Raw genomic sequence first — 19,843 nt, forward strand, 5'->3', positions numbered from 1 at the left:
GCTCCGGCGCGCGACGTCGGCGCCGGTTCGGTCCGCCGCGCCGGCGCGACGGGCGCCGGGCAGGTGAGACCCGTCAAGGGAGGTGCGATGGTCCTGCTACGCCGGGTGATCGGTGACGCGTTGCGCGCGCGCCGGCAGGGGCAGCACCGCACCCTGCGCGAGGTCTCCTCCGCGGCCAACGTCAGCCTGGGCTACCTCTCCGAGATAGAGCGCGGCCAGAAGGAGCCCTCCAGCGAGCTGCTGGCCGCGATCTGCGACGCCCTCGGCGCCCGCCTCTCCGAGCTGCTCCGCGAGGTCAGCGACACCGTGGCGCTCGCCGAGCAGATGCCCGGCGTGCTCGTGCCCGTGGCCGACGAGCCGGCCCGCCCGGCCGAGTCGGCGCCGGTCGCCCGCGCGGCGGTGCCCAGGCCCGCCGGCCGGGGCGTCCGCCAGGTCACCTCGGGCAGCCCGGTGGGGGTCTCCGTGCACCAGGACTCGCCGCTGAAGGCGACCCTGCGCTCCACCCGGGTCCGCCCCGCCGAGCGCGACCGCGACGTCGTCTGCGCCGCCTGACCCCACCGTTTCCGCGCCGCCTGACCCCACCGCTTCCGCGCCGGCCACCCCCGTCCCGCGACGGCGTGGCCGGTCTTTACCCCGCCGCGTACTGTTGATCAGGCGGCGGCGTGACGCCGGGCCGTACGGTCGCCGGGGTGGCACCCGGCTGGGACGATGGGTCCACTGCCGCACGACCGCCGGCCGGCCGCCCGGCCTGGCCGGGGCGGCGCGACTGCTACTGAGGGGATACCGCGGAGATGGCGAACCCGTTCGTCAAGGGCTGGAAATACCTGATGGCGCTCTTCGGTGCCCGGATCGACGAGCACGCCGACCCCAAGGTGCAGATCCAGCAGGCCATCGAGGAGGCGCAGCGCCAGCACCAGGCGCTCGTCCAGCAGGCGGCGGCGGTGATCGGCAACCAGCGCCAGCTCGAGATGAAGCTGTCCCGGCAGATGTCCGAGGTCGAGCGGCTCCAGGGCAACGCCCGGCAGGCCCTCGTCCTCGCCGACCAGGCCCGCGCCCGCGGCGACGAGGCCGAGGCCGGCAAGTACGAGCAGTCCGCCCAGGTGATCGCCACCCAGCTCGTCTCCGGCGAGCAGGCCATGGAGGACCTGAAGACCCTGCACGACCAGGCGCTCGGGGCCGCCGCCCAGGCCCGCCGGGCGGTCGAGAACAACTCGATGATCCTCCAGCAGCGGCTCGCCGAGCGCACCAAGCTGCTCAGCCAGCTCGAGCAGGCCAAGATGCAGGAGAGCGTGGCCCGCTCGCTGGAGTCGATGTCCTCGCTCACCGCGTCCGGCAGCACCCCCTCGCTGGACGAGGTGCGGGACCGGATCGAGCAGCGCTACGCCACCGCGATGGGCCGCGCCGAGCTGGCCGGCAACTCCGTCGAGGGGCGGATGCTGGAGATCCAGAAGTCGTCGCTGGACTCGGCCGGCTCGTCCCGGCTGGAGCAGATCCGGGCCAGCATGGCCGGCGAGCAGCTCGCCGGCAGGCAGGAGCGCCCGGCGGTGGGCCAGGAGCAGCAGGCGCCGGCCGCCGACCCGGCCGCCGCGGCCCGGCTCGACCAGCTCCGGGCCAGCATGGGCCGCGAGCGCGGCACCGGAGACACCACCGCCGCCGGCTGACGGCGCGGGGCGAGGCGAGGAGGCACGGGTGGCAGACGAGCGAGCACGGTACTTCCGCCAACTGCGCAAGCTGCGGCGCTCCGCCCGCCGGTGGAGCGTCCTGGGCGGCGGGCTGACCGGGGCGGCGGCCGTGCTGATCCCGTACGCCGGGCTCGGGCTCCCCGACGCCGGGTGGGCCGGTGCCGCCGGCGGCGCGGTGGTCCTGGCCGCCTGGCGCTGGATCGACCTGCGGGCCCTCGCGGCGCGCCCCGCGCCCCCGGCCCTCGACCCCGCCGAGGCCGCCGCCCGCTCCCGGGCGCGGCTGGTCGCCGCCGTCGAGCGGCTCCCCGCCGGGCAGGGGGTGGTGGCCGAGGTGCGCCGCGCCCGGTCCCGGCTGGCCCTGCGCGGCACCAGCGTGGCGCAGCCGTGGGCCCGGCTCGACCGGGCCGCGCTGACGCTCGCCGGGATGGCCGGCAGGCTGACGGGGCTCGCCGAGCCGGCGGTGCTGGAGGCCGCCGCCGCCGACCGGTCCCTGCGCGAGCTGGCCGGGCGGGTGGCCAGCGTCGAGCGGGCGCTGCGGCTCGCCCCCGCCGACGCCCGCGGCCCCCTCGCGGAGGCCCACCGCGAGCTCTCCGCCCAGCTCGAGAGCGGGGTGGCCGCGTACGAGCGACTCGTGGTGGCCGCCGCCGGGTACCTGGCGGAGGACGCCCGGGGCGAGACCGGCGCGTTCGGCCGCCCCGGCGGTGAGCAGGCCGCCGCGTCCCGGCTCGCCGAGGCGACCGACCTGCTGCACGGCGTGGCGTCGGCCCTGGCCGAGCTGCGCGCCGTGGGCGAGCCGCCGCGAGGAGTGGGCGAGCCGCTGCACGCCCCCACCCGCTGACCGCTACTCCGGGGTGGTCACGGCCACCGGCGGGGTGAACGGCGAGCTGCCCACCACGTTGCCGGCCCGCACCCGGTACCAGTGCGTCACGCCCCGGGCCAGGCCGGTGTTGACGAAGCCCCGCCCGCGCGCCGTGAAGGTGGCGACCTCCCGCTCGAACGCCGGGTCGGCCGCCCGCTGCACCACGAACCCGGCCCCCGGGCCGCCGGGCGGCCCCGCCGTCCAGGTCAGCGTCACCGTCGCCGTGTCCGGCCCGCTCGCGGTCGCGGTCGCGGCCAGCGCCGCCGGCACGGCGGGCCGGGGCGGGGTGGTGACGGCGGCCACCGTCGACCACGGCGACGCCGCCCCGAGGTACGTGGTGCGCACCCGGTAGTAGTACGTCGTCTCCGGGGCCACCGCCGGGTCCACGTGCTGCCCGTCCACCCCGACCGCCACGGTCGCCGGGCCGCTGGTGAACGTCGGGTTGGTCGCCCGCTGCACGTCCACGCCCGTGGCGAAGGAGCGGTTCGCCCAGCGCAGCGCCACCCGCAGCGGGGCGGCCGGCGGGACCGCCGCGGCGAGCCCGGCGGGCGCGGCGAGCCGCACCGACGCCGGCACCCCGTTCGACCAGGCCGAGCAGCTCACCTCGTTCTCCGCCCGGATCCGGTAGTGGTAGGTCACCCCGGGGGTGACCGTCGCGTCGGTGTACCGGGTGGCGGCGGCGGCCACCGTGATCGCGGTGACCCCCTCGGTGAACGCGGCGTCGGTGGCCCGCTGGAGCAGGTGGCTGCTCGCCGGCGGGCGACTGCCGTTGCCGGTCCAGGCCAGCGCGATGGCCGGCAGGACGGTCGCCGAGCCGGCCACCGGCGTGGCGGTCAGCCCGGTCGGGGCCTTCGGGGCGACCCGCAGCACCAGCGGGCGGCTCGCCCCCTGGTCCCGGTGGCCGGCGAGCTGGCTGTGCCAGCGGTACTCCCACCCCATGTTGACGAGCTGGTTGACCACCGACGCCGGCCGCCCGTCCACCGGGCTGACCGCCGTCGAGCCGATCCGCGCGCCCGCCGGGCGGGTCGGGTCGAGCAGCCGGACGCTGTCGCCGACCTTGAACGGCAGGGCGGGCGCGACCGGGCGCAGCGCCACGATCACGTCCTCCCGGGGGTTGACCCGGAACGTCTCCTTCCAGCCCAGCTCGTTCGGCTCCGGCGGGCGGACGGTGCCGTCCCAGCCCACCCGGTTGACGAGCTGCACGTCGGCGCCGGCGACGTGCAGCGGGTGGGTCTGCGCGGCGTTCCCGCTGATCCGCCAGAGCTGGGTGCCGTCGGCGGGCGCGCCGACCGGCACGGCCGGGTCGGCGATCACCAGGGTCTCGGTGGCCGGGTCGGCGGGACCGAGCGGCAGGGTGGCCGGGCCCAGCGGCCCGGTGTGCGGGTGGGCCACCCCGAGGCGGGCGGCCAGCCGGCCGTGCGCCGGCTCGAAGACCTGCTGCACGGCCTTCACGGTCAGCGGCAGGGTCACCGGGCCGGCGGCCCCGGGCGGGGTGAAGCTGACGGAGAGGGCGTGCGCGGACACCACGGTCTGCCGGGCGGTCCGGGTGCCGAACGCGGCGTCGTACGCGGGCTGGGGCACGATCGGCGGGCGCTGGCTGGCCGCGTACGCGCCGGGCAGCGCAGCGGCCAGGCGCGCCACGTCGTACGGCTCGGCGGGCTCGCCGGCCACCCGGAACTGGAGCAGGGTCCGGGTGTTCGGGCCGTACCCGGGGCGGGTGCTGGGCAGGCCGCCCACGGCGGTGCGGTCCGGGGCGTCGGTGTGGTGGTCGTAGCGGGGGTCGAAGCGGGGCAGCGGGGCCGGGCAGTCGTTGTAGAGGATCACGACGCCGCCGGGCGGGACGGCGGAGAAGTCCACCACCACGTCGGCCCGCTCACCGGGGGCGAGCAGCAGGGTGTGCCCGTCGACGTTGAGCACCGTCGGGTCCTGGCGGTCGTACCGGTAGCCGACCGGGCGGTTGGGCAGCACCACCGGGGCGGGCAGCAGCCCGCACTCGTTGCCCACCTGCACGAACTCCGGCCCGGCGGCGGCCGGGTCCGGCACCCCGCCGTCGCGCCCGTCCCGGGGCCAGTGCGGCGGCCGGTCGGGGGAGCGAACGGCCTCCACCGTGGGCACCTCGCCCGCGTCGGCGTCGCGCAGCTCCCCGTCCGGCCCCCACATCGGGCCGTCGGAGCGGGCGCGGTAGAGCTGGAGGTTCAGGCCCCGGTCGCCGCACGCGTTGAGGATGCGGAAGCGGTACGCCCTCGGCGCCACGACCAGGTACGGGTAGGCGACGCCGTTGACCAGCGGGGTGTCCCCGAACGCCTCGGGCACCGCCGACGGGTGCGGCACGCCCGGGGCCAGCGGCGGCTCGTCCGGCGCGGCGACCGGGTCGTGGTGGGGGTTCGGCACCGGCCCGCCCGGCCGGCCCTCCGTTCCGGCCTCGTCCGGCGGCGGGGTGTGGGCCCACGGGCCGTAGTCCCAGCGGCCGGTCGGGTTCGTCCCGGCCTCCCGGTACGGGTTCTGCCGGGGCTGGTAGACGTGCGGGTGCCACAGGCTGCCCCGGGCCCCCCAGCGGTCCCGGTCCCACGTCGGGTCCTGGGCGGCGAGCTGGGAGTCGTCGGGCACGAAGGTCCGGTCGGTCACGACCAGGGGGATCTGCGCGGCGGGAAGCACCCCGTCGGCGACGAGGCGTTCCTCGGCCGGGTCGGTGAGCAGGTAGAGCGCGACCTGGCCGGAGTGGACGGTGAGCCGGGACAGGCCGAGGGTGTTGTCGTGCAGCCACATCAGCCGGCCGCTCTGCTCGTTCGGGAAGTACAGGGTCGTCGCCCCCGGCCCCGGGGCCGGCATGTCCGGCACGTGGGTCAGCCCCACCCCGGTCGGGTACGGGGTGATCTCGCCGGCCGGGGTCACCCACTGCCACGGGTTCCCGGCGCTGATCCAGGCGGTCTGCCCGCCGTACAGGTGCGGAACCGCCCGGTTCTGCGGGTACGGGGCCGGCCCCTCCAGCGGCCCGGCCCCGGCCCCGTCGACGGTCGGGTCCACGGGCAGGAACAGGTCGCCGGCCGGGCCGGTGGGAAGCTGGTTGATGAACTTGACCCGCACCGGCCGGCCGCGCCGGGCCACGATCACCGGCCCCAGCAGGTACGGCCGGTCGGGCGGGACGACCGTGTTGTGCCCGGAGGCGTCGGTGCCGAGGTTGAGCTGCCGGTAGCCGCGCAGCCGGGTGGGGGGCAGGTCCCGGTGCAGGCGTTGGGCGTACTGCTGGAGGCCGATCTCGTAGTAGTCGCAGCCCGGCCAGGTGGCGGTGTCGGGGACCGCCACCGGCAGGTACGCGCCCAGGTCGGTGCGGCCCGCCTCGCCCGGCCAGGGCAGGGCGTCGACGAACTTGCGCAGGCCGGTGCCGGGGACGACCCCGCCGCGTCCGTCCGGCACGGGCAGCGGGCTGGCGGCGAAGTTGGGCACCGGGCCGAAGCAGCGCGGCGCGGCGGCCGGGTCGAGACCGGCCGGGTCGGTGCCGGCCTCCTCGGCGACGCGGGCCCCCGGCACGGTCGGCCCCGGCCGCCCGTTGCGCGGGGGCCGGTCGGTCCAGGTGGAGCGCAGTCTGCGGAACAGCGCCATGGGCTCTCCCCGGGTTCGGGCGCGCCGGCCGGCACCCGGATCGGGGCGACCGGACGGCCGGCTGACGTTCGGTGAGCGGTCAACCGCAGCATGCGACGCCGGGCCGGGGTTGGGAATTACCCAATCGTCCCTTTTCCTGGCACGTTCCGGGCCGGTCCGGTGGCCCGTCGCCGCAGGTCAGCGCGGCGACTGCCCCGACGGGTCGGGCTGGCAGGCCGGGCACCAGTAGGTGACCCGCTCGCCCAGCTCCTCCTTGCGGATCGCCGTGCCGCAGCGGCGGCACGGCTGGGCCCGTCGCCCGTACACGTAGCTGGTCTGCCCCCGGTGCAGCGACCCGGTGGTGCTCTGCGTCCACCGCCCCCGGTTGGCCGCCAGCAGCCGCTGCGCGAGCGCCACCGTGCCGGCCAGATTGGGAACCGCGCCGACCGGCGTCCACGGCGAGACGCCGCGTAGGAACAGCACCTCGCACTTGTAGAGGTTGCCCACCCCGGCCAGGTTGCGCTGGTCGAGCAGCGCCTCACTGATGGTCGCCTCCGGGCGGGCGGCGAGCCGGCGGACCGCCTCGGCCGCGTCCCAGTCCGCGCCGAGCGGGTCCGGCCCCAGGTGGCCGACCAGGGCGTCCTCCTCGGCGGTCGGCACCAGGGCCAGCTCGTGCAGGTGGTAGCCGACGGCTACCGCGTCGGGGGCGCGCAGCACCGCCCGGATCAGGTGCGCGGGCCGGGCCGCCCAGCGTTCCCCCGGCGCGTACGCCCGCCAGGCCCCGTCCATGCGCAGGTGGGAGTGGAGCGTCCAGCCGGTGACCCCGCCGGGGCCCACGGGCTCCGGGGCGGCGAGCCGCAGCAGCAGGTGCTTGCCCCGGCTGGCGGACTCGCGCACCGCCCAGCCGGTCAGGTCGATGGTGGCGAGCCGGGGCACCCGGAACTCGGAGCCGGTGAGCCGGGCCCCGCCCAGCGCGCGCTCCAGCACGCGGGCGGTGTTCCAGACGGTGTCGCCTTCGGGCACCCCACCATCCTCCCTCCCGACGCTGGATACACATTCATGGTCATCTGTATCGTGAGTCCCCTCGGCCCCGCGTGATCCAGGGGTTCTCAGGAGGATGACATGGAGCGTCGCCGAAGCAGTATCCGTCCGACCGCGCTCGCCGGTGGGCTTCTCGCCCTCGCCCTCGCCGTGTCGCCGCCCGCCGCCCCCGTGCCGCCCGCCCCCATGCCGGTGTCGGCCGCTGTGCCGGTCCCAGCGGCGGACGCCCCCGCAGGCGTGGAGCGGTGGGCCGCCGATCTCTCCGCCGTCGGCGCGGACGACGTGAACGTCCGCTTCGCCGGCGGTCGGCTCCGGCTCGCCGACCGCACGCCCCGCCCCGCCACCCGGGGGGCGCGGGACCGGCGCGCCGCTCCCGCCGAGGGCGCGTACCTGAGCCGGGCGCGCGACCTGGCCCGGCCCGCCACCCGGGTCCGCGCCGAGGTCGCCGCCGACGTCGGCCGGGGCGGCGCGGTCGAGGTCCAGGTGCGCGGGTGGGGGAGCGCCGGCTGGACCGAGTGGCGACCGGCCGACCCGGCCGCCGTCTTCGACCGGCCGGTCGACCGGGTCCAGGCCCGCGTGCTGCTCACCGCCCGCACCCCCGCCGCCACCCCGTCGGTACGCGCCGTGCGGCTCGCCGCCGACCGGGACGCCGCCGATCGAGGGGCCGCCGACCGGGACGCCGCCGATCGCGGGGCCCCCGACCGGGACGCCGCCGATCGCGGGGCCCCCGCCGTCGCCGCCGCCACGCCGGGGCTGACCTACCGGGTCTACGCCACCAGGATCGGCCTCGTCGGCGCGCGGACCGCCAACGGGCGGACGATCCAGTCCCGCGACCACTTCGTGGCGCTGCCGTCCTTCCGCTCCCTCGCCCCGCTCAACAGCGGCGATTACACCGTCCGGGTCTGCACCACCGGCGGCAGCCGATGCGAGTACGCGCCGGTCTGGGACGTCGGCCCGTGGAACACCCGCGACGACTACTGGAACCCCGGCGACGTCCGCGAGAACTGGAAGGACCTGCCGCAGGGCCGCCCCGAGGCGCAGGCGGCGTACCAGTCCGGCTACAACGGCGGGCGGGACCAGTACGGCCGGACCGTGGGCAGCCCGGCCGGCATCGACCTGGCCGACGGCACCTTCTGGGACGGCCTACAGCTCACCGACAACGCCTGGGTCGACGTCGCCTACCTGTGGACCGGCACCGGGGCCCGCGGGGTGGTCGGCAGCGGCCCCCTCACCCTCCGCGCCGGCCCCGGCACCAGCTACGCCGCCCGAGGTCTCGCCGCCACCTACGCCAGGGTCCCGATCCAGTGCCACGTCACCGGTCAGACGGTCACGGGCACCTTCCGCACCACCAACCGCTGGCACCGCCTGACCGACGGCCAGTACGTCAGCGACGCCTACATCTCCACCCTCCAGGGCACCCCCACCCCCTGCTGACCCACCCCACCATCCGCATCGTTGATCAAGAGGTTTCGGTCGGCCGCGAGGGTTGTCCGTGACCGAAACTTCTTGATCGCCGGGGAGCGGTGGGGTGGGTGGGATCGCCGGGGTCGGCGGGGGTGGGGTGGGTCAGGGGCGCTCCTCCGGGCGGGGCGGGCGGACGATGTCCTGGTAGCGGGGGTGGCTGGCGCCGTAGATGGCGAAGTTGAGCCGCGCGTGGGACAGGCTCAGGTCGCCGTTCGGGCCGCCCCGCACCACGTCCGCGTCGGCGTCACCCTGGCCGTCGTCGGTCCAGAAGCAGACCGGGCATGTCCCGCCCCCGGTCAGGGAGGCGCAGCAGGGACAGGCCGGCGGAACCCATTGATCACCCACCGGAAGAGCATTCCACAACGGACCACCCGATCAGTCCGGCGGTAGCCCGATTTTCGGCATCCGTCGAACCGGCCCCCGGCGGCACCGGCGCGCGCCGTTCCGCCGCCGTCGGCCCCGCGCGGACGGTTCAGGACGGGTCGCGACCGGCCCCGTCGCGAACGGCTCAGGACGGGCCACCACCGGCCCCGTCGGCGGACGGTCAGGACGGCGCGGTGACGGCCACCGGGTCGCCCGGGCCGACCGCCAGCACGTCGGCCGCCCGACCGCCGTTCACGGCCGCCGCGACCAGGCCGGCGGAGTCCACGTACACCACCAGCTCCCCGGCGGCGGCGTCGCCGAAGGTACGACCGTGCGCGGCCGGCCGCCCGGCCACCAGGAGCCGGGCCGGCAGCCCGGCCAGCAGGTCGCCCGGCGCGGCGAGCTGCACGTTGCCGAAGTGGTCCACGGTCAGCACCTCGGCGGTGAAGCCGTCGGGGGCGGGCCGGACCACCGGCTCGGGGAGCCGCACCAGGGTGGCCGGGTCGACAGCCGGGCCGGCGTCGGCCAGCGGGGCGCCGAGCGCCAGCCGGGCCGCCACCGGGGCGAAGACGTCCCGCCCGTGGAAGGTGCGCGACACCTCGGGCGCCAGCCACCGGGGGTTGGTCAGCTCGACGGCCGCCGTGACCCCGCCGAGCGCCTCGGCGGCGTCGGGCAGCAGCCCGTTGTCCGGCCCGACCAGCAGCCCGCCCGGGGTGGCCAGGGCGATCCCGCGCCGGACGGTGCCCACCCCCGGGTCGACCACCGCGACGTGCACCCCCACCGGCAGGTACGGCACCGTCTGGGCGAGCACGGCCGCGCCCCGCCGCACGTCGGCCGGGGGCACCAGGTGGGTCACGTCGATCACCCGGGCGGCGGGGGCGAGCCGCGCGATCACCCCGTGGCAGGCGGCCACGAACCCGTCGGCCAGGCCGTAGTCGGTGGTCAGCGAGATCCACGCGGGCCCGTCGCCGCCGGCCCGCTCCGGGGCCGGGGTCAGGCGGCGTTCGAGGGTCAGCTCGTCGTGCAGCGGGATGCTCTCCTCGCCCGTGACGGGGATCTGCGGCTTGCGCAGCCGGGCCCGGTCCACCGCGCCGGCGTCCACGTCCACCAGGCGTAGCCCTCGGCGCTGGTAGAAGCGCAGTGCCCGCAGGTTGTCGTTGGTCGTGACGAGCCACACCCGGTGCGCGCCCCGGGCCCGCGCGGTCTCCACCGCCGCGTCCAGCAGCGCACCGCCCGCCCCGCCGCCCGGGGCGGCGGCGACCAGGCTCACCACCTCCAAACCGTCGCCGTTGAGCCGGTAGTCCAGCGCGCCGAGGATCGCGCCCGCGTCGTCCACCGCGACCAGTGTCGGCAGCGTACGCAGGTCGTAGCGGGTGTCGTGGACGACCACGTACGGCCCGCCCCACTCCCGCTCGCGCAGCGCCTCCACCGCCGCCCGGTCGCCCGGCTCCGCCCGCCGTACGCTGACCACACCCGTCCCCCTTCCGACGCCACGCCGGACGCGCGGCTGCCGGCTCGACGCTAACCCGCGCGGGCGGGCTCGTCGCCGGCCCCACCCGCCCGCCGTGCGCGGGCCCCGGAGTCGGGCGCGAACACGCGAGATCGGAATCCGCGTCCGTCACTTCGCTGCGGCAGCGCAGATCCCGGTACGTCGCCGCGTCGTTCTCTCCGCCGCGCAGGGAAAGGGCTCGATTCGACCGTGGCGAGGGACGATCATTGCGGTCGTTCCCTCGTGGGCCGTGGCCCGTGACCGTCGATCGCCATTGGAGGACTGGTGCTGGCTCCGCTGCGCCATGGCGCGTTTCGATGCCTGGCCGCTGGCCGGATGGTCAACATGCTGGGCAACGGCGTCGCTCCCATCGCGCTCGCCTTCGCCGTGCTCGACCTGACCGCTTCGGTGGGCGACCTGGGTCTGGTGGTCGGCGCGAGGTCGCTGATGACCGTGCTGTTCGTGCTCTTCGGCGGGGTGGTGGCCGACCGGATTCCGCGCGGGCTGGTGCTGGTCGGCTCCAACGCCTTGGGCGCGCTGACCCAGGCGGCGGTGGCCGTCGTCGTGCTCACCGACATGGCAACGATTCCGCTGCTGTTGGCGCTTGGCGCGGCCAACGGCGTCGTCAGCGCCCTGTCTCAGCCGGCCTCGGCCGCCGCCACGCCGCAGACCGTGCCGCCGGAGCTGGTCCAGCAGGCCAACGCGCTCGTCCGGCTCGGCATCAACACGGGCATGATCGGTGGTGCCGCGCTCGGCGGTGTCCTCGTTGCCGCCGTGGGGCCCGGCTGGGGGCTCGCCGTCGACGCGCTCACCTTCGCCTTGGCGGCCGCGGCCTTCGCCTGCGTCCGGGTCGCTGCCCTGCCGGCCAAGGGCGCCCGCACGGGCATCCTCGCCGACCTCCGGGTGGGCTGGACCGAGTTCACCGCGCGCACCTGGGTCTGGGCGGTGGTACTCGGCTTCATGCTCCTCAACGCGGCCCTTTCGGGCGGCGTGAACGTGCTCGGCCCGGCCGTCGCCGACGAGACGATCGGCCGCAGCGCCTGGGGGGTGGTGCTCGCCTCGCAGACCGCCGGAATGGTGGTGGGCGGTCTGATCGCCCTGCGGACCCGGGTGCGCCGGCTGCTGCTGCTCGGGGTGGTGTGCATGTTCGCCGAGTCGCTGCTGCTCGTCGGGCTGGCCCTGGCACCGGCCATCGTCGTGCTGGTGCCGGCCGCGTTGGCGGTCGGCATCGCCGTGGAGCAGTTCGCCGTGGCGTGGGACACGTCGATCGCACAGCACATCCCGGCCGACCGGCTGGCCCGCGTCTACTCGTACGACATGCTGGGGTCCTGGGTCGCCATCCCGCTCGGCCAGGTGGCGGTCGGGCCGCTCGCCGCGGTGGTCGGCACCCGCGACACGTTGCTGATCCTCGCCGCGTTGGTGGTGCTCGCAGTCCTGGGCATGCTGGCCAGCCGGGACGTCCGGCGGCTGCCGGCGGCACCCGGGCCCGTCGCCCCCGGGGCGCGGGCCGATCCGGCCGGGGAGGAGGCGGGTGACAGCCCCGCCGACCGGGCCTCGATCGCCTGATGTGACAGCTCACCGTACGCGGGGGCGGTGTCGCCCACCCGGGGCGGGGCCGGTCTCCTGGTTGCCCCGGTCCTTGCCCCCTCAGAGCCGCTAAGACGCAGCCCGCGCGTAGCCGCCTTCCTTCCCGCTGCCGGCGTTCGGATCGTCGCCCCCGGTCGGGGTCGGCTCCGTCAGGCGGTCGGCCCGGGCGTGCAGGTAGCGCCGCTCCGGCAGGCTGGTGGTGCGACCCGCCGCGAGCAGGTAGTGCTCCCGCGCGGCGGCCGTGTCCCCGGCGAGTTCGAGCAGGTGGGCGCGGGTGGCCGCGAGTCGGTGATGACGGGCCATCCGGTCGTCGGCCGCCAGCGCCGACAGCATGGCCAGGCCGGCCTCCGGCCCGTCGGTCATGGCCACCGCCACGGCGTGGTTGAGCGTGGCCACCGGGTTCGGCGCGATCCGGCACAGCACCCGGTAGAGGAACCGGATCTGCGGCCAGTCGGTCTCCGCCACCCGGGGCGCCCGCACGTGCAGGGACGCGATCGCCGCCTGCAACTGGTAGGGCCCGAGCGGCGAGCGCAGCATCGCCTCGGTGACCAGCCGGACGCCCTCCTCGACCAGGTCGCCGTCCCACCGGGTCCGGTCCTGCTCGGCCAGCGGGACCAGGCCGCCCTCGGCGTCGGTGCGGGCCGCCCGGCGGGCGTCGGTCAGCAGCATCAGCGCGAGCAGGCCCGCGACCTCGCCGTCGCCGGGCAACGCGCGGTGCAGGGCCCGGGTCAGCCGGATGGCCTCGGTGACCAGGTCGGTTCGTTGCAGGTCGGGGCCGGAGCTGGCGGCGTACCCCTCGTTGAAGATCAGATAGAGGACGTGCAGGACGGCGTCCAGCCGCTGCGCGTACGCCGGCCCCTCGGGCACGTCGAACGTGCTGCCGGCGGCCCGGATGCGTTGCTTGGCCCGGCCGATCCGCGCCCCCATGGTGGCCTCGGGCACCAGGAAGGCGCTGGCGACCTCGGCCGTGGTCAGGCCCCCGACGGCGCGCAGCGTGAGGGCGACCTGCGAGGCCGGGGTCAGCGCGGGATGGCAGCACAGGAACAGCAGCGTCAGGGTGTCGTCGTGGTCGCGGGGAGCCGGCTCGTCCGCGCCGGGGGAGACCGTCGCGCCCGGGAGGTCCCGGCTCGCGCAGGCCGCCTCCCGGTCCCGCCGGGCGCGCTCGCTGCGGATCTGGTCGACGAGCCGGCGGGACGCGACCGTGACCAGCCAGCCGCGCGCGTGCTCCGGCACCCCGTCGACCGGCCACTGGACCGTCGCGGCCAGCATGGCCTCCTGGAGCGCGTCCTCGCAGGCGTCGAAGTCGCGGTACCGGCGCACGAGCACGCCGAGGACCTGTGGCGCCAGCTCGCGCAGCACGCCGGCGAGGCCCTCGGAGCGCACGTCACACCGCTGCGGCGGCCGACGTCACCTGAGAGAAGACGACCGGCCGGACCTCGACGCCGACGCCCTCCAGCCCGGCATCGGGGATCATCGCGGCCAGCTCCAGGGCCCGGTCCCGGCTCGCGCACTCGACCAGGTAGTACCCGCCGAGGTACTCCTTGGCCTCGATGTACGGCCCGTCGCTCACCGCCGGCACGCCGCCACGCACCCGGACGACCGCGCTCTCGGCGGGTTCGGCGAGCGCGGCGGTGCCGAGCAGCTCGCCGGACGCCTGGACGGTTTCCATGAACCCCTCGTGGCCCCTGTGCACCTCGTTGCGCTCCTCCTCGGTCAGGGACTCCCAGATCTGCGGGTTCATGTGCATGATGAGCAGGAACTTCATGTCTTCTCCTCGACGGCCGGCGTCCCCTCGACGCCGCTTCCCCGGTGGTCGTCGACGCCCCACCGATCCTGACATCACCGGTCGGGCCGTGGGCGCGCGACGTTCCGGACTTGGGAAGGCCGCAAGCTGCTGTCCGTTCGGCAGCCGGGCCAGCTACCACCCCGGGTATCCCGAGCCCACCGGTCAGGCTGCCGTGAGTCTGCGCAGGACGTACTGGTTGAGGCTCATTCCATCCTCGGCGGCCTGCATGGCCAGTTCGCGGTGCAGGCTCTCGCCCACGCGGAGGTTGAACTTGCCCGAGTAACTACGTTCGGCGAACGGCTGCGGTGCCTGCTCGCCCTGCTCCACCATGTCCGCGATCACCTCGCGCAACAGAACCTCAAGCCCTTGCAGGGCCTCGACCTGGGAGGGAGCCAGCCATGAAAGAGACGGAAACTCGGCGCAGGTCGCGACGAACTCGTCGTCCTCTGCCGACCACGTGACGCGGTAGGTGTAGTGGGTGACATCGGGATGAACGTTGTCCTGGATCACATGGCCTCCTTCTTGTCGATCGCCTTGAGCACTTGCCGCACCTGGTAGGCATTGGCCTTGCCTTTGCCGTCCTGGATGTTCACGCGCGGGTCGCCTGCTCACGGCATCTTGAACACCGCGTGGGACGTGCCGGCCTGCTGCGGCTTCCCGAAGTGGTGCTCGCACACCTTGTAGAGATCGTTGTAGGCGACGTTTTGCGGGTTGGCTCGCATCGCTTCGACGATCCTGTGTATCGACGGCACATGGCGATGGTACTGCTGGCGGTACCATGCTGCCAATGCTTCCCCAGGGACGGGCGGTCAGCCGCGCAGGCGCAGCCCGCGCGGGGTGGCCCGGAAGCCGGCGGCGGTCAGCGCGTCCCGCAGCGGCGACGAGCCCACCGCCTCCCCGTCGGCCCGCTCCACCGACAGCGCGCCGAGCGCCCCCGAGTGGACCGCGTCGGCGAGCGCCTTCCCGGCCGCCGCCAGGGCGTCGGGGTCGTCGGTGAAGGAGAGGATCGTCCGGCCGCCCCGTTCGACGTAGAGCGCCAGGTCGCCGCCGATCAGCACGACCAGGGCGCCCGCCTTGCGGCCGGCCCGGTGCCCGCTGGCCGGGGCGGTCCCGTCGCCGGAGTCGACCGCCCGCTCCGGCCAGGGCAGCGCCGCGCCGTACGGGTTGGCCGGGTCGGTGGCGGCCAGCACCAGCGGCGAACCGGCCCGGCTCCGACCGCCCTCGGCGGGGTCGGCCAGGGCGCGGAGGCGGTCCACCGCACCGGGCACCGCGAACTGGGCCGCGCCCAGCCCCTCCACGAAGTAGCCCCGCCGGGCCGCCCCGCGCTCCTCCAGCGCGGACAGCACCGGATAGACCGCCGCGAAGCCGCCGGTGACCTGCTCGGCGACGACCGCGCCCCGGGTGACGACGCCGTGCCGCTCCAGCAGCGCGTCGGCCAGTGCGGCGGCGCGCCGGGTGGGGTCCAGGTCCCGCTCCGGCAGGCGGGACCAGCGGCCCGCCACGGTGGGCGGGCCGCCGCGGCTGGGCAGCGCGACCCGGCCGGGGCGGCGGTACCGGGTGCGCGGCGCGGTCGGCCGGGACCGGTGGGCCCCGCCCCCGCCGAGCGCCGCCCGCAGCGGCGCGAGGGTGTCGTTGGTGAGGTGGCCGGCCCAGACCAGGTCCCAGATCGCGGCGGTCAGCGCGGCGTCGTCCGTGGAGCCCACCCGGTCGGACAGCGACCGGAAGAACAACGCCTGGCCGTCGGCGAGCGCATCCAGCACGGCGTCGTGCAGCGGGGTGCGGGCCAGCGCCTCGTCGGGCGGGGGGAGCAGCAGCGGCGCGGCGTCGGCGTACGCGAGGGTGACCCAGCCGTCCCCGCCGGAGATCGCCCCGGAGCCGGCCCACAGCACCTCGCCGCTGGCGCAGAGCTCGTCGAGCTGGGCGGGGGAGTAGTCGGCCACCCGGCCGGGCAGGACGAGGCGCTCCAGCGCGGACGCCGGCACCGCCGCGCCCTGCACCTGCTCCACGGCGGCGGCCAGGGCCTCCACGCCCCGCGCCGAGGAGCCGACCTGCTGCCAGCGGGGCAGGAACGCGGCGAGCGCCCTCGGCGGCACCGGCTCGATCTCCCGGCGCAGCGCGGCCAGGGACCGGCGGCGCAGCAGCCGCAGCACCTCGGCGTCGCACCACTGGGTGCCGACCGTGTCGGGGGCGAACTCGCCGCTGACCACCCGCCCGGTGGTGGCGAGCCGGCGCAGCTCCTGCTCCACGACGGCCACCCCGAGCCCGAAGCGGGCGGCGCAGGTCGCGGCGGCGAACGGGCCGTGGGTGCGGGCGTACCGGGCGACCAGGTCGCCGAGCGGGTCGGCCACCGGCGTCAGGTGCGCCTCGGCCACCCCCACCGGCAGGGCCACGCCGAGCGCGTCGCGCAGCCGGGCGGCGTCCTCCACGACGACCCAGCGCTCCTGCCCGGCGACGCGGACCCGCAGCACCCGGCGGGCCGCCTCCAGCCCGGTGAGCCAGTCGACGCCGACGCCCCGCTCGGCCAGCTCCGCCTCGGAGAGGTCGCCGAGCATCCGCAGCAGCTCCACGACGTCTTCCGCGTCGCGGGGGCGGCGCCGCTCCGTGCGCCAGCGCAGCTGCCGCTCGGTCTCGGCGAGCACCGCCGGGTCGAGCAGCTCGCGCAGGTCGACCCGGCCGAGCAGCTCGCCGAGCAGCGCCGAGTCCAGCGCCAGCGCGGCGGCCCGCCGCTCCGCGAGGGGGGCGTCGCCCTCGTAGAGGAACGCGCCCACGTACCCGAACAGCAGCGACCGGGCGAACGGTGACGGCCGGGCCGTCTCGACCTCGACCAGGCGGATCTTCCGGGCGGTCAGGTCGCGCATCAGCTCGGCCAGCGCCGGCTGGTCGAAGACGTCCTGGAGGCACTCCCGGGCGGCTTCCAGGGTGACCGGGAAGTCGGGGTACTCGCGCGCCACGTCGAGGAGCTGCGCGGCGCGCTGGCGCTGCTGCCACAGCGGCTGCCGGCGGCGCGGGTCGCGGCGGGGCAGCAGCAGCGACCGGGCCGCGCACTCCCGGAACCGGGACGCGAAGAGCGCGGACGTGCCGACCGACTCCTGCACGAGCTGGGCGATCTCGTCGGGGTCGAAGACCACCACGTCGGCGCCGGGCGGCTCCTCGGCGGTGTCGGGCAGCCGCACCACGATCCCGTCGTCGGACGGCATGACCTGCGCGTCCACGCCGTACCGCTCGGCCAGCCGGCGGCCGATGGCCAGCGCCCAGGGGCCGTTGACGCGGGCGCCGAGCACCGAGTGCACGGCCAGCCGCCAGTCGCCCAGCTCGTCGCGGAACCGCTCGACCAGCACCGTGCGGTCGTCCGGCAGCGAGCGGGTGGCGGCCTGCTGCTGGCGCAGGTACGCCATCAGGTTCCCGGCCGCCCAGTCGTCCAGCCCACCGGCGCGCAGCGCTGCCACCGCAGCCTCGTCGTCGTGCCGCAGCAGGGCCCGCACCCGCGCCCCGATGGCCCGGCCCAACTCCACCGGGCGGCCGAGCTGGTCGCCCTTCCAGAACGGCATCCGGGCGGCCTGGCCGGGGGCCGGGGAGACCAGCACCCGGTCGGGGGTGATCTCCTCGATCCGCCAGGACGACGAGCCGAGCAGGAAGACGTCGCCGACCCGGGACTCGTAGACCATCTCCTCGTCCAGCTCGCCGACGCGGGCGGCCCGCTCCGCGCCGGCGAGGAAGACCCCGAACAGCCCCCGGTCGGGGATGGTGCCGCCGCTGGTGACGGCGAGCCGCTGCGCGCCGGGCCGGCCGGTGAGCACGTCGGCGGCGCGGTCCCAGACCAGCCGGGGTCGCAGCTCGGCGAACGCGGTCGACGGGTACCGGCCGGAGAGCATGTCGAGCACGGCGTGCAGCGCGGAGTCGGGCAGCTCGGCGAAGGGGGCGGCCCGGCGGACCACGGCGGCCAGGTCGCCGACCCGCCACGGCTCCAGGGCCACCATGGCGACGACCTGCTGGGCCAGCACGTCGAGGGGGTTGCGCGGGTGGTGCAGCTCCTCGATCGCGCCGGTGGCCATCCGCTCGGCGACGACGGTGCAGGAGAGGAGGTCGCCCCGGTGCTTGGGGAAGACCACCCCCCGGGAGACCGCGCCGACGTGGTGCCCGGCCCGGCCGACGCGTTGCAGGCCGGCGGCCACGCTGGGCGGGGCCTCGATCTGCACCACCAGGTCGACCGCGCCCATGTCGATGCCCAGCTCCAGGCTGGAGGTCGCCACCACGGCGGGGAGCTGGCCGGACTTCAGGGCCTCCTCGATGTTCTTCCGCTCCTCGCGGGAGACGCTGCCGTGGTGGGCGCGGGCGATCACCGGGGCCGCGCCGGCCGCCGCGCCGGACTGGGCCATCACCTCGGCCGGGGGCCGGGCGTCGGCCGGCGGCGCGGCGGGCTGCCCGGTCAGCTCCTCGGCGGCCAGCTCGTTGAGGCGGGCGCAGAGCCGTTCGGCGCTGCGGCGGGAGTTGGTGAAGACGATCGTCGAGCGGTGCGCCCGGACGAGGGAGAAGACCCGCTCCTCCACGGCGGGCCAGATGGAGGCCCGGCGCGGGCCGGGGCCGCCCAGGTCGTCGGCCGGCTCCTGCTCGTCGAGGCGGGTCATGTCCTCCACCGGGACCTGGACGCTGACCTCGATGGTCTTGGCGCTGGGCGGCTGCACCACGTCGACCGGGCGGGCCCCGCCGAGGAACCGGGCGCAGGAGTCGATCGGCCGCACGGTGGCCGACAGGCCGATGCGCTGGGCGGGGGCGGGCAGCAGCTCGTCGAGGCGTTCCAGGGTGAGCGCCAGGTGGGCGCCGCGCTTCGTCCCGGCCACGGCGTGCACCTCGTCCACGATCACCGTCTGCACGCCGCGCAGCGAGTCCCGCGCGGCGGAGGTGAGCAGCAGGAACAGCGACTCGGGGGTGGTGATGAGGATGTCCGGCGGGGTGCGGGCGAAGGCCCGCCGCTCGTCGGCGGGGGTGTCGCCGGTGCGCATCCCGACGGTGATCTCCGGCGGGGCGACGCCGAGCCGGTCGGCGGCCTGCCGGATGCCGGCCAGGGGGGCGCGCAGGTTGCGTTCGACGTCGACGGCCAGGGCCTTGAGCGGGCTGACGTAGAGCACCCGGCAGCGCTGCCGGGGCTCGGCCGGCGGCGGCGCCTGGGCCAGCCGGTCCAGCGACCAGAGGAACGCGGCCAGCGTCTTGCCGGAGCCGGTCGGGGCGACGACCAGCGCGTTGCGCCCCGCCGACACGGACCGCCAGGCACCGACCTGGGCGGCGGTGGGCGCGGCGAAGGCCGCACCGAACCACTCCCGGGTCGCCGGGCCGAAGCCGGCCAGCACCCGCGCCGCCTCCGCCGCGCCGAAGCCGGCCGTCACCCTCGCCATCCCCCCATCCTGCCTCGGGGGTCGGACATCCACGGCGACCGGCGGCGATGGGTGCCGTGGATTCGCCCCGGATGCAGGAGTGCGAAGGAGGAATTACCCTTATGAGCGTTAAGTCTTACTTAACTGCTTGCTCGTGAAGCACAACCTAAAGTAACTTCACCTGCAACGCGAGTGGTGAGGGGGTCGGATGGCCGTCGAGGAGCGAGGCGTCGGGCCCGGCACCGACGTGCTCATCCGCAAGGTCGACGGTCACCTCGCCGCGCTCCGCGCCGGACTGCACGGCCCCGAGCTGGAGCTGGCCGAGCGGCTCGCCGGCTGCCTGCGGGAGCTGGTCCGGCAGACCGCCCAGTCCAGCGCGGCCGACCGGGGGCAGGTCCGCGCCGCCGTGCACTTCTTCGTGCTGCGCCGGGAGAGTCGGGGTCGGCTGCTCTCGATGCGTTCCCTGACCGCCGCCCAGCGCGTGGTCAACCGGGTGGTGCTCCAGCTCGACCGCCCCGACCTGCTGGTGGAGCCCCGCCCGGGGCTGCTCGGGGGCGACCGCGCCGACCTGCTGGTGTAGCCGCCGGCCGGGAACGACCCGGCCAATTCCGGAAAAACCCCCCA

General features: G+C 76.3%; 15 protein-coding genes and 1 pseudogene. 6 read left to right on the plus strand and 10 right to left on the minus strand.

Going from position 1 to position 19,843, the window contains the following annotated elements; genetic code table 11:
* Positions 1–87 precede the first annotated feature (87 nt).
* The 3 genes from LPU43_RS15685 (at position 88) to pspM (ending at position 2,520) form a co-directional block, all read left to right on the plus strand.
* Positions 88–552 carry a helix-turn-helix domain-containing protein gene (locus LPU43_RS15685; RefSeq protein ID WP_229401174.1) on the plus strand — a complete coding sequence of 155 codons (465 nt, stop codon included), beginning with the start codon at positions 88–90 and terminating at the stop codon, positions 550–552.
* A gap of 239 nt (positions 553–791) precedes the next feature.
* A complete protein-coding gene (locus tag LPU43_RS15690) occupies positions 792–1,661 on the plus strand; it encodes a PspA/IM30 family protein (protein ID WP_229401175.1) in 870 nt (289 codons plus the stop codon).
* A 28-nt stretch (positions 1,662–1,689) separates the two neighbouring features.
* Positions 1,690–2,520 carry a phage shock envelope stress response protein PspM gene (gene pspM / locus LPU43_RS15695; RefSeq protein WP_229401176.1) on the plus strand — a complete coding sequence of 277 codons (831 nt, stop codon included), beginning with the start codon at positions 1,690–1,692 and terminating at the stop codon, positions 2,518–2,520.
* 3 nt (positions 2,521–2,523) lie between these two features.
* Here pspM and LPU43_RS15700 read toward each other — a convergent pair whose 3' ends face one another.
* Both LPU43_RS15700 and LPU43_RS15705 read right to left on the minus strand, forming a co-directional pair.
* Positions 2,524–6,141, minus strand: coding sequence for a cupredoxin domain-containing protein (locus tag LPU43_RS15700; protein WP_229401177.1), 3,618 nt, complete (start codon positions 6,139–6,141; stop codon positions 2,524–2,526).
* 177 nt (positions 6,142–6,318) lie between these two features.
* A complete protein-coding gene (locus tag LPU43_RS15705) occupies positions 6,319–7,143 on the minus strand; it encodes a zinc finger domain-containing protein (RefSeq protein ID WP_229401178.1) in 825 nt (274 codons plus the stop codon).
* Positions 7,144–7,242: 99 nt separating this feature from the next.
* Between LPU43_RS15705 and LPU43_RS15710 the strand changes: the two genes are divergently transcribed.
* The gene (locus tag LPU43_RS15710; protein ID WP_229401179.1) at positions 7,243–8,595 is read left to right on the plus strand and encodes a DUF8814 domain-containing protein; all 1,353 of its coding nucleotides are present in this window, start codon (positions 7,243–7,245) and stop codon (positions 8,593–8,595) included.
* Between the two features lie 132 nt (positions 8,596–8,727).
* On the opposite strand, the gene LPU43_RS15715 is transcribed toward LPU43_RS15710, so the two are convergent.
* The 3 genes and pseudogenes from LPU43_RS15715 to LPU43_RS28555 all read right to left on the minus strand — a co-directional run.
* Positions 8,728–8,970 (minus strand): CPCC family cysteine-rich protein, encoded by a 243-nt coding sequence (locus tag LPU43_RS15715; RefSeq protein ID WP_229401180.1) that lies wholly within the window; start codon positions 8,968–8,970, stop codon positions 8,728–8,730.
* 199 nt (positions 8,971–9,169) lie between these two features.
* Positions 9,170–9,985 carry an S-adenosyl-L-methionine hydrolase gene (locus LPU43_RS15720; RefSeq protein WP_229401394.1) on the minus strand — a complete coding sequence of 272 codons (816 nt, stop codon included), beginning with the start codon at positions 9,983–9,985 and terminating at the stop codon, positions 9,170–9,172.
* Positions 9,986–10,117: 132 nt separating this feature from the next.
* Positions 10,118–10,459: pseudogene (locus LPU43_RS28555) on the minus strand (GNAT family N-acetyltransferase); the annotation flags it as partial.
* 303 nt (positions 10,460–10,762) lie between these two features.
* On the opposite strand from LPU43_RS28555, the gene LPU43_RS15730 reads away from it, so the two are divergent.
* A complete protein-coding gene (locus LPU43_RS15730; RefSeq protein ID WP_255686047.1) occupies positions 10,763–12,043 on the plus strand; it encodes an MFS transporter in 1,281 nt (426 codons plus the stop codon).
* Between the two features lie 90 nt (positions 12,044–12,133).
* On the opposite strand, the gene LPU43_RS15735 is transcribed toward LPU43_RS15730, so the two are convergent.
* The 5 genes from LPU43_RS15735 to LPU43_RS15755 all read right to left on the minus strand — a co-directional run bounded on the left by LPU43_RS15735 (position 12,134) and on the right by LPU43_RS15755 (position 19,240).
* A complete protein-coding gene (locus tag LPU43_RS15735) occupies positions 12,134–13,447 on the minus strand; it encodes an RNA polymerase sigma factor (protein WP_229401182.1) in 1,314 nt (437 codons plus the stop codon).
* Between the two features lies 1 nt (position 13,448).
* The gene (locus LPU43_RS15740) at positions 13,449–13,829 is read right to left on the minus strand and encodes a YciI family protein (protein ID WP_229401183.1); all 381 of its coding nucleotides are present in this window, start codon (positions 13,827–13,829) and stop codon (positions 13,449–13,451) included.
* A 183-nt stretch (positions 13,830–14,012) separates the two neighbouring features.
* A complete protein-coding gene (locus LPU43_RS15745) occupies positions 14,013–14,360 on the minus strand; it encodes a type II toxin-antitoxin system HicB family antitoxin (protein ID WP_229401184.1) in 348 nt (115 codons plus the stop codon).
* Between the two features lie 98 nt (positions 14,361–14,458).
* Complete coding sequence (locus LPU43_RS15750; RefSeq protein WP_229401185.1) at positions 14,459–14,602, minus strand: hypothetical protein; 144 nt, start codon at positions 14,600–14,602, stop codon at positions 14,459–14,461.
* A gap of 57 nt (positions 14,603–14,659) precedes the next feature.
* Positions 14,660–19,240, minus strand: coding sequence for an ATP-dependent helicase (locus tag LPU43_RS15755; protein WP_229401186.1), 4,581 nt, complete (start codon positions 19,238–19,240; stop codon positions 14,660–14,662).
* 187 nt (positions 19,241–19,427) lie between these two features.
* On the opposite strand from LPU43_RS15755, the gene LPU43_RS15760 reads away from it, so the two are divergent.
* Positions 19,428–19,799: a hypothetical protein gene (locus LPU43_RS15760; protein WP_229401187.1), complete on the plus strand. Its 372-nt coding sequence runs from the start codon at positions 19,428–19,430 to the stop codon at positions 19,797–19,799.
* Positions 19,800–19,843 lie beyond the last annotated feature (44 nt).

The organism is Micromonospora okii, assembly GCF_020884795.1.
In the GTDB taxonomy this organism is placed as follows: domain Bacteria; phylum Actinomycetota; class Actinomycetes; order Mycobacteriales; family Micromonosporaceae; genus Micromonospora; species Micromonospora okii.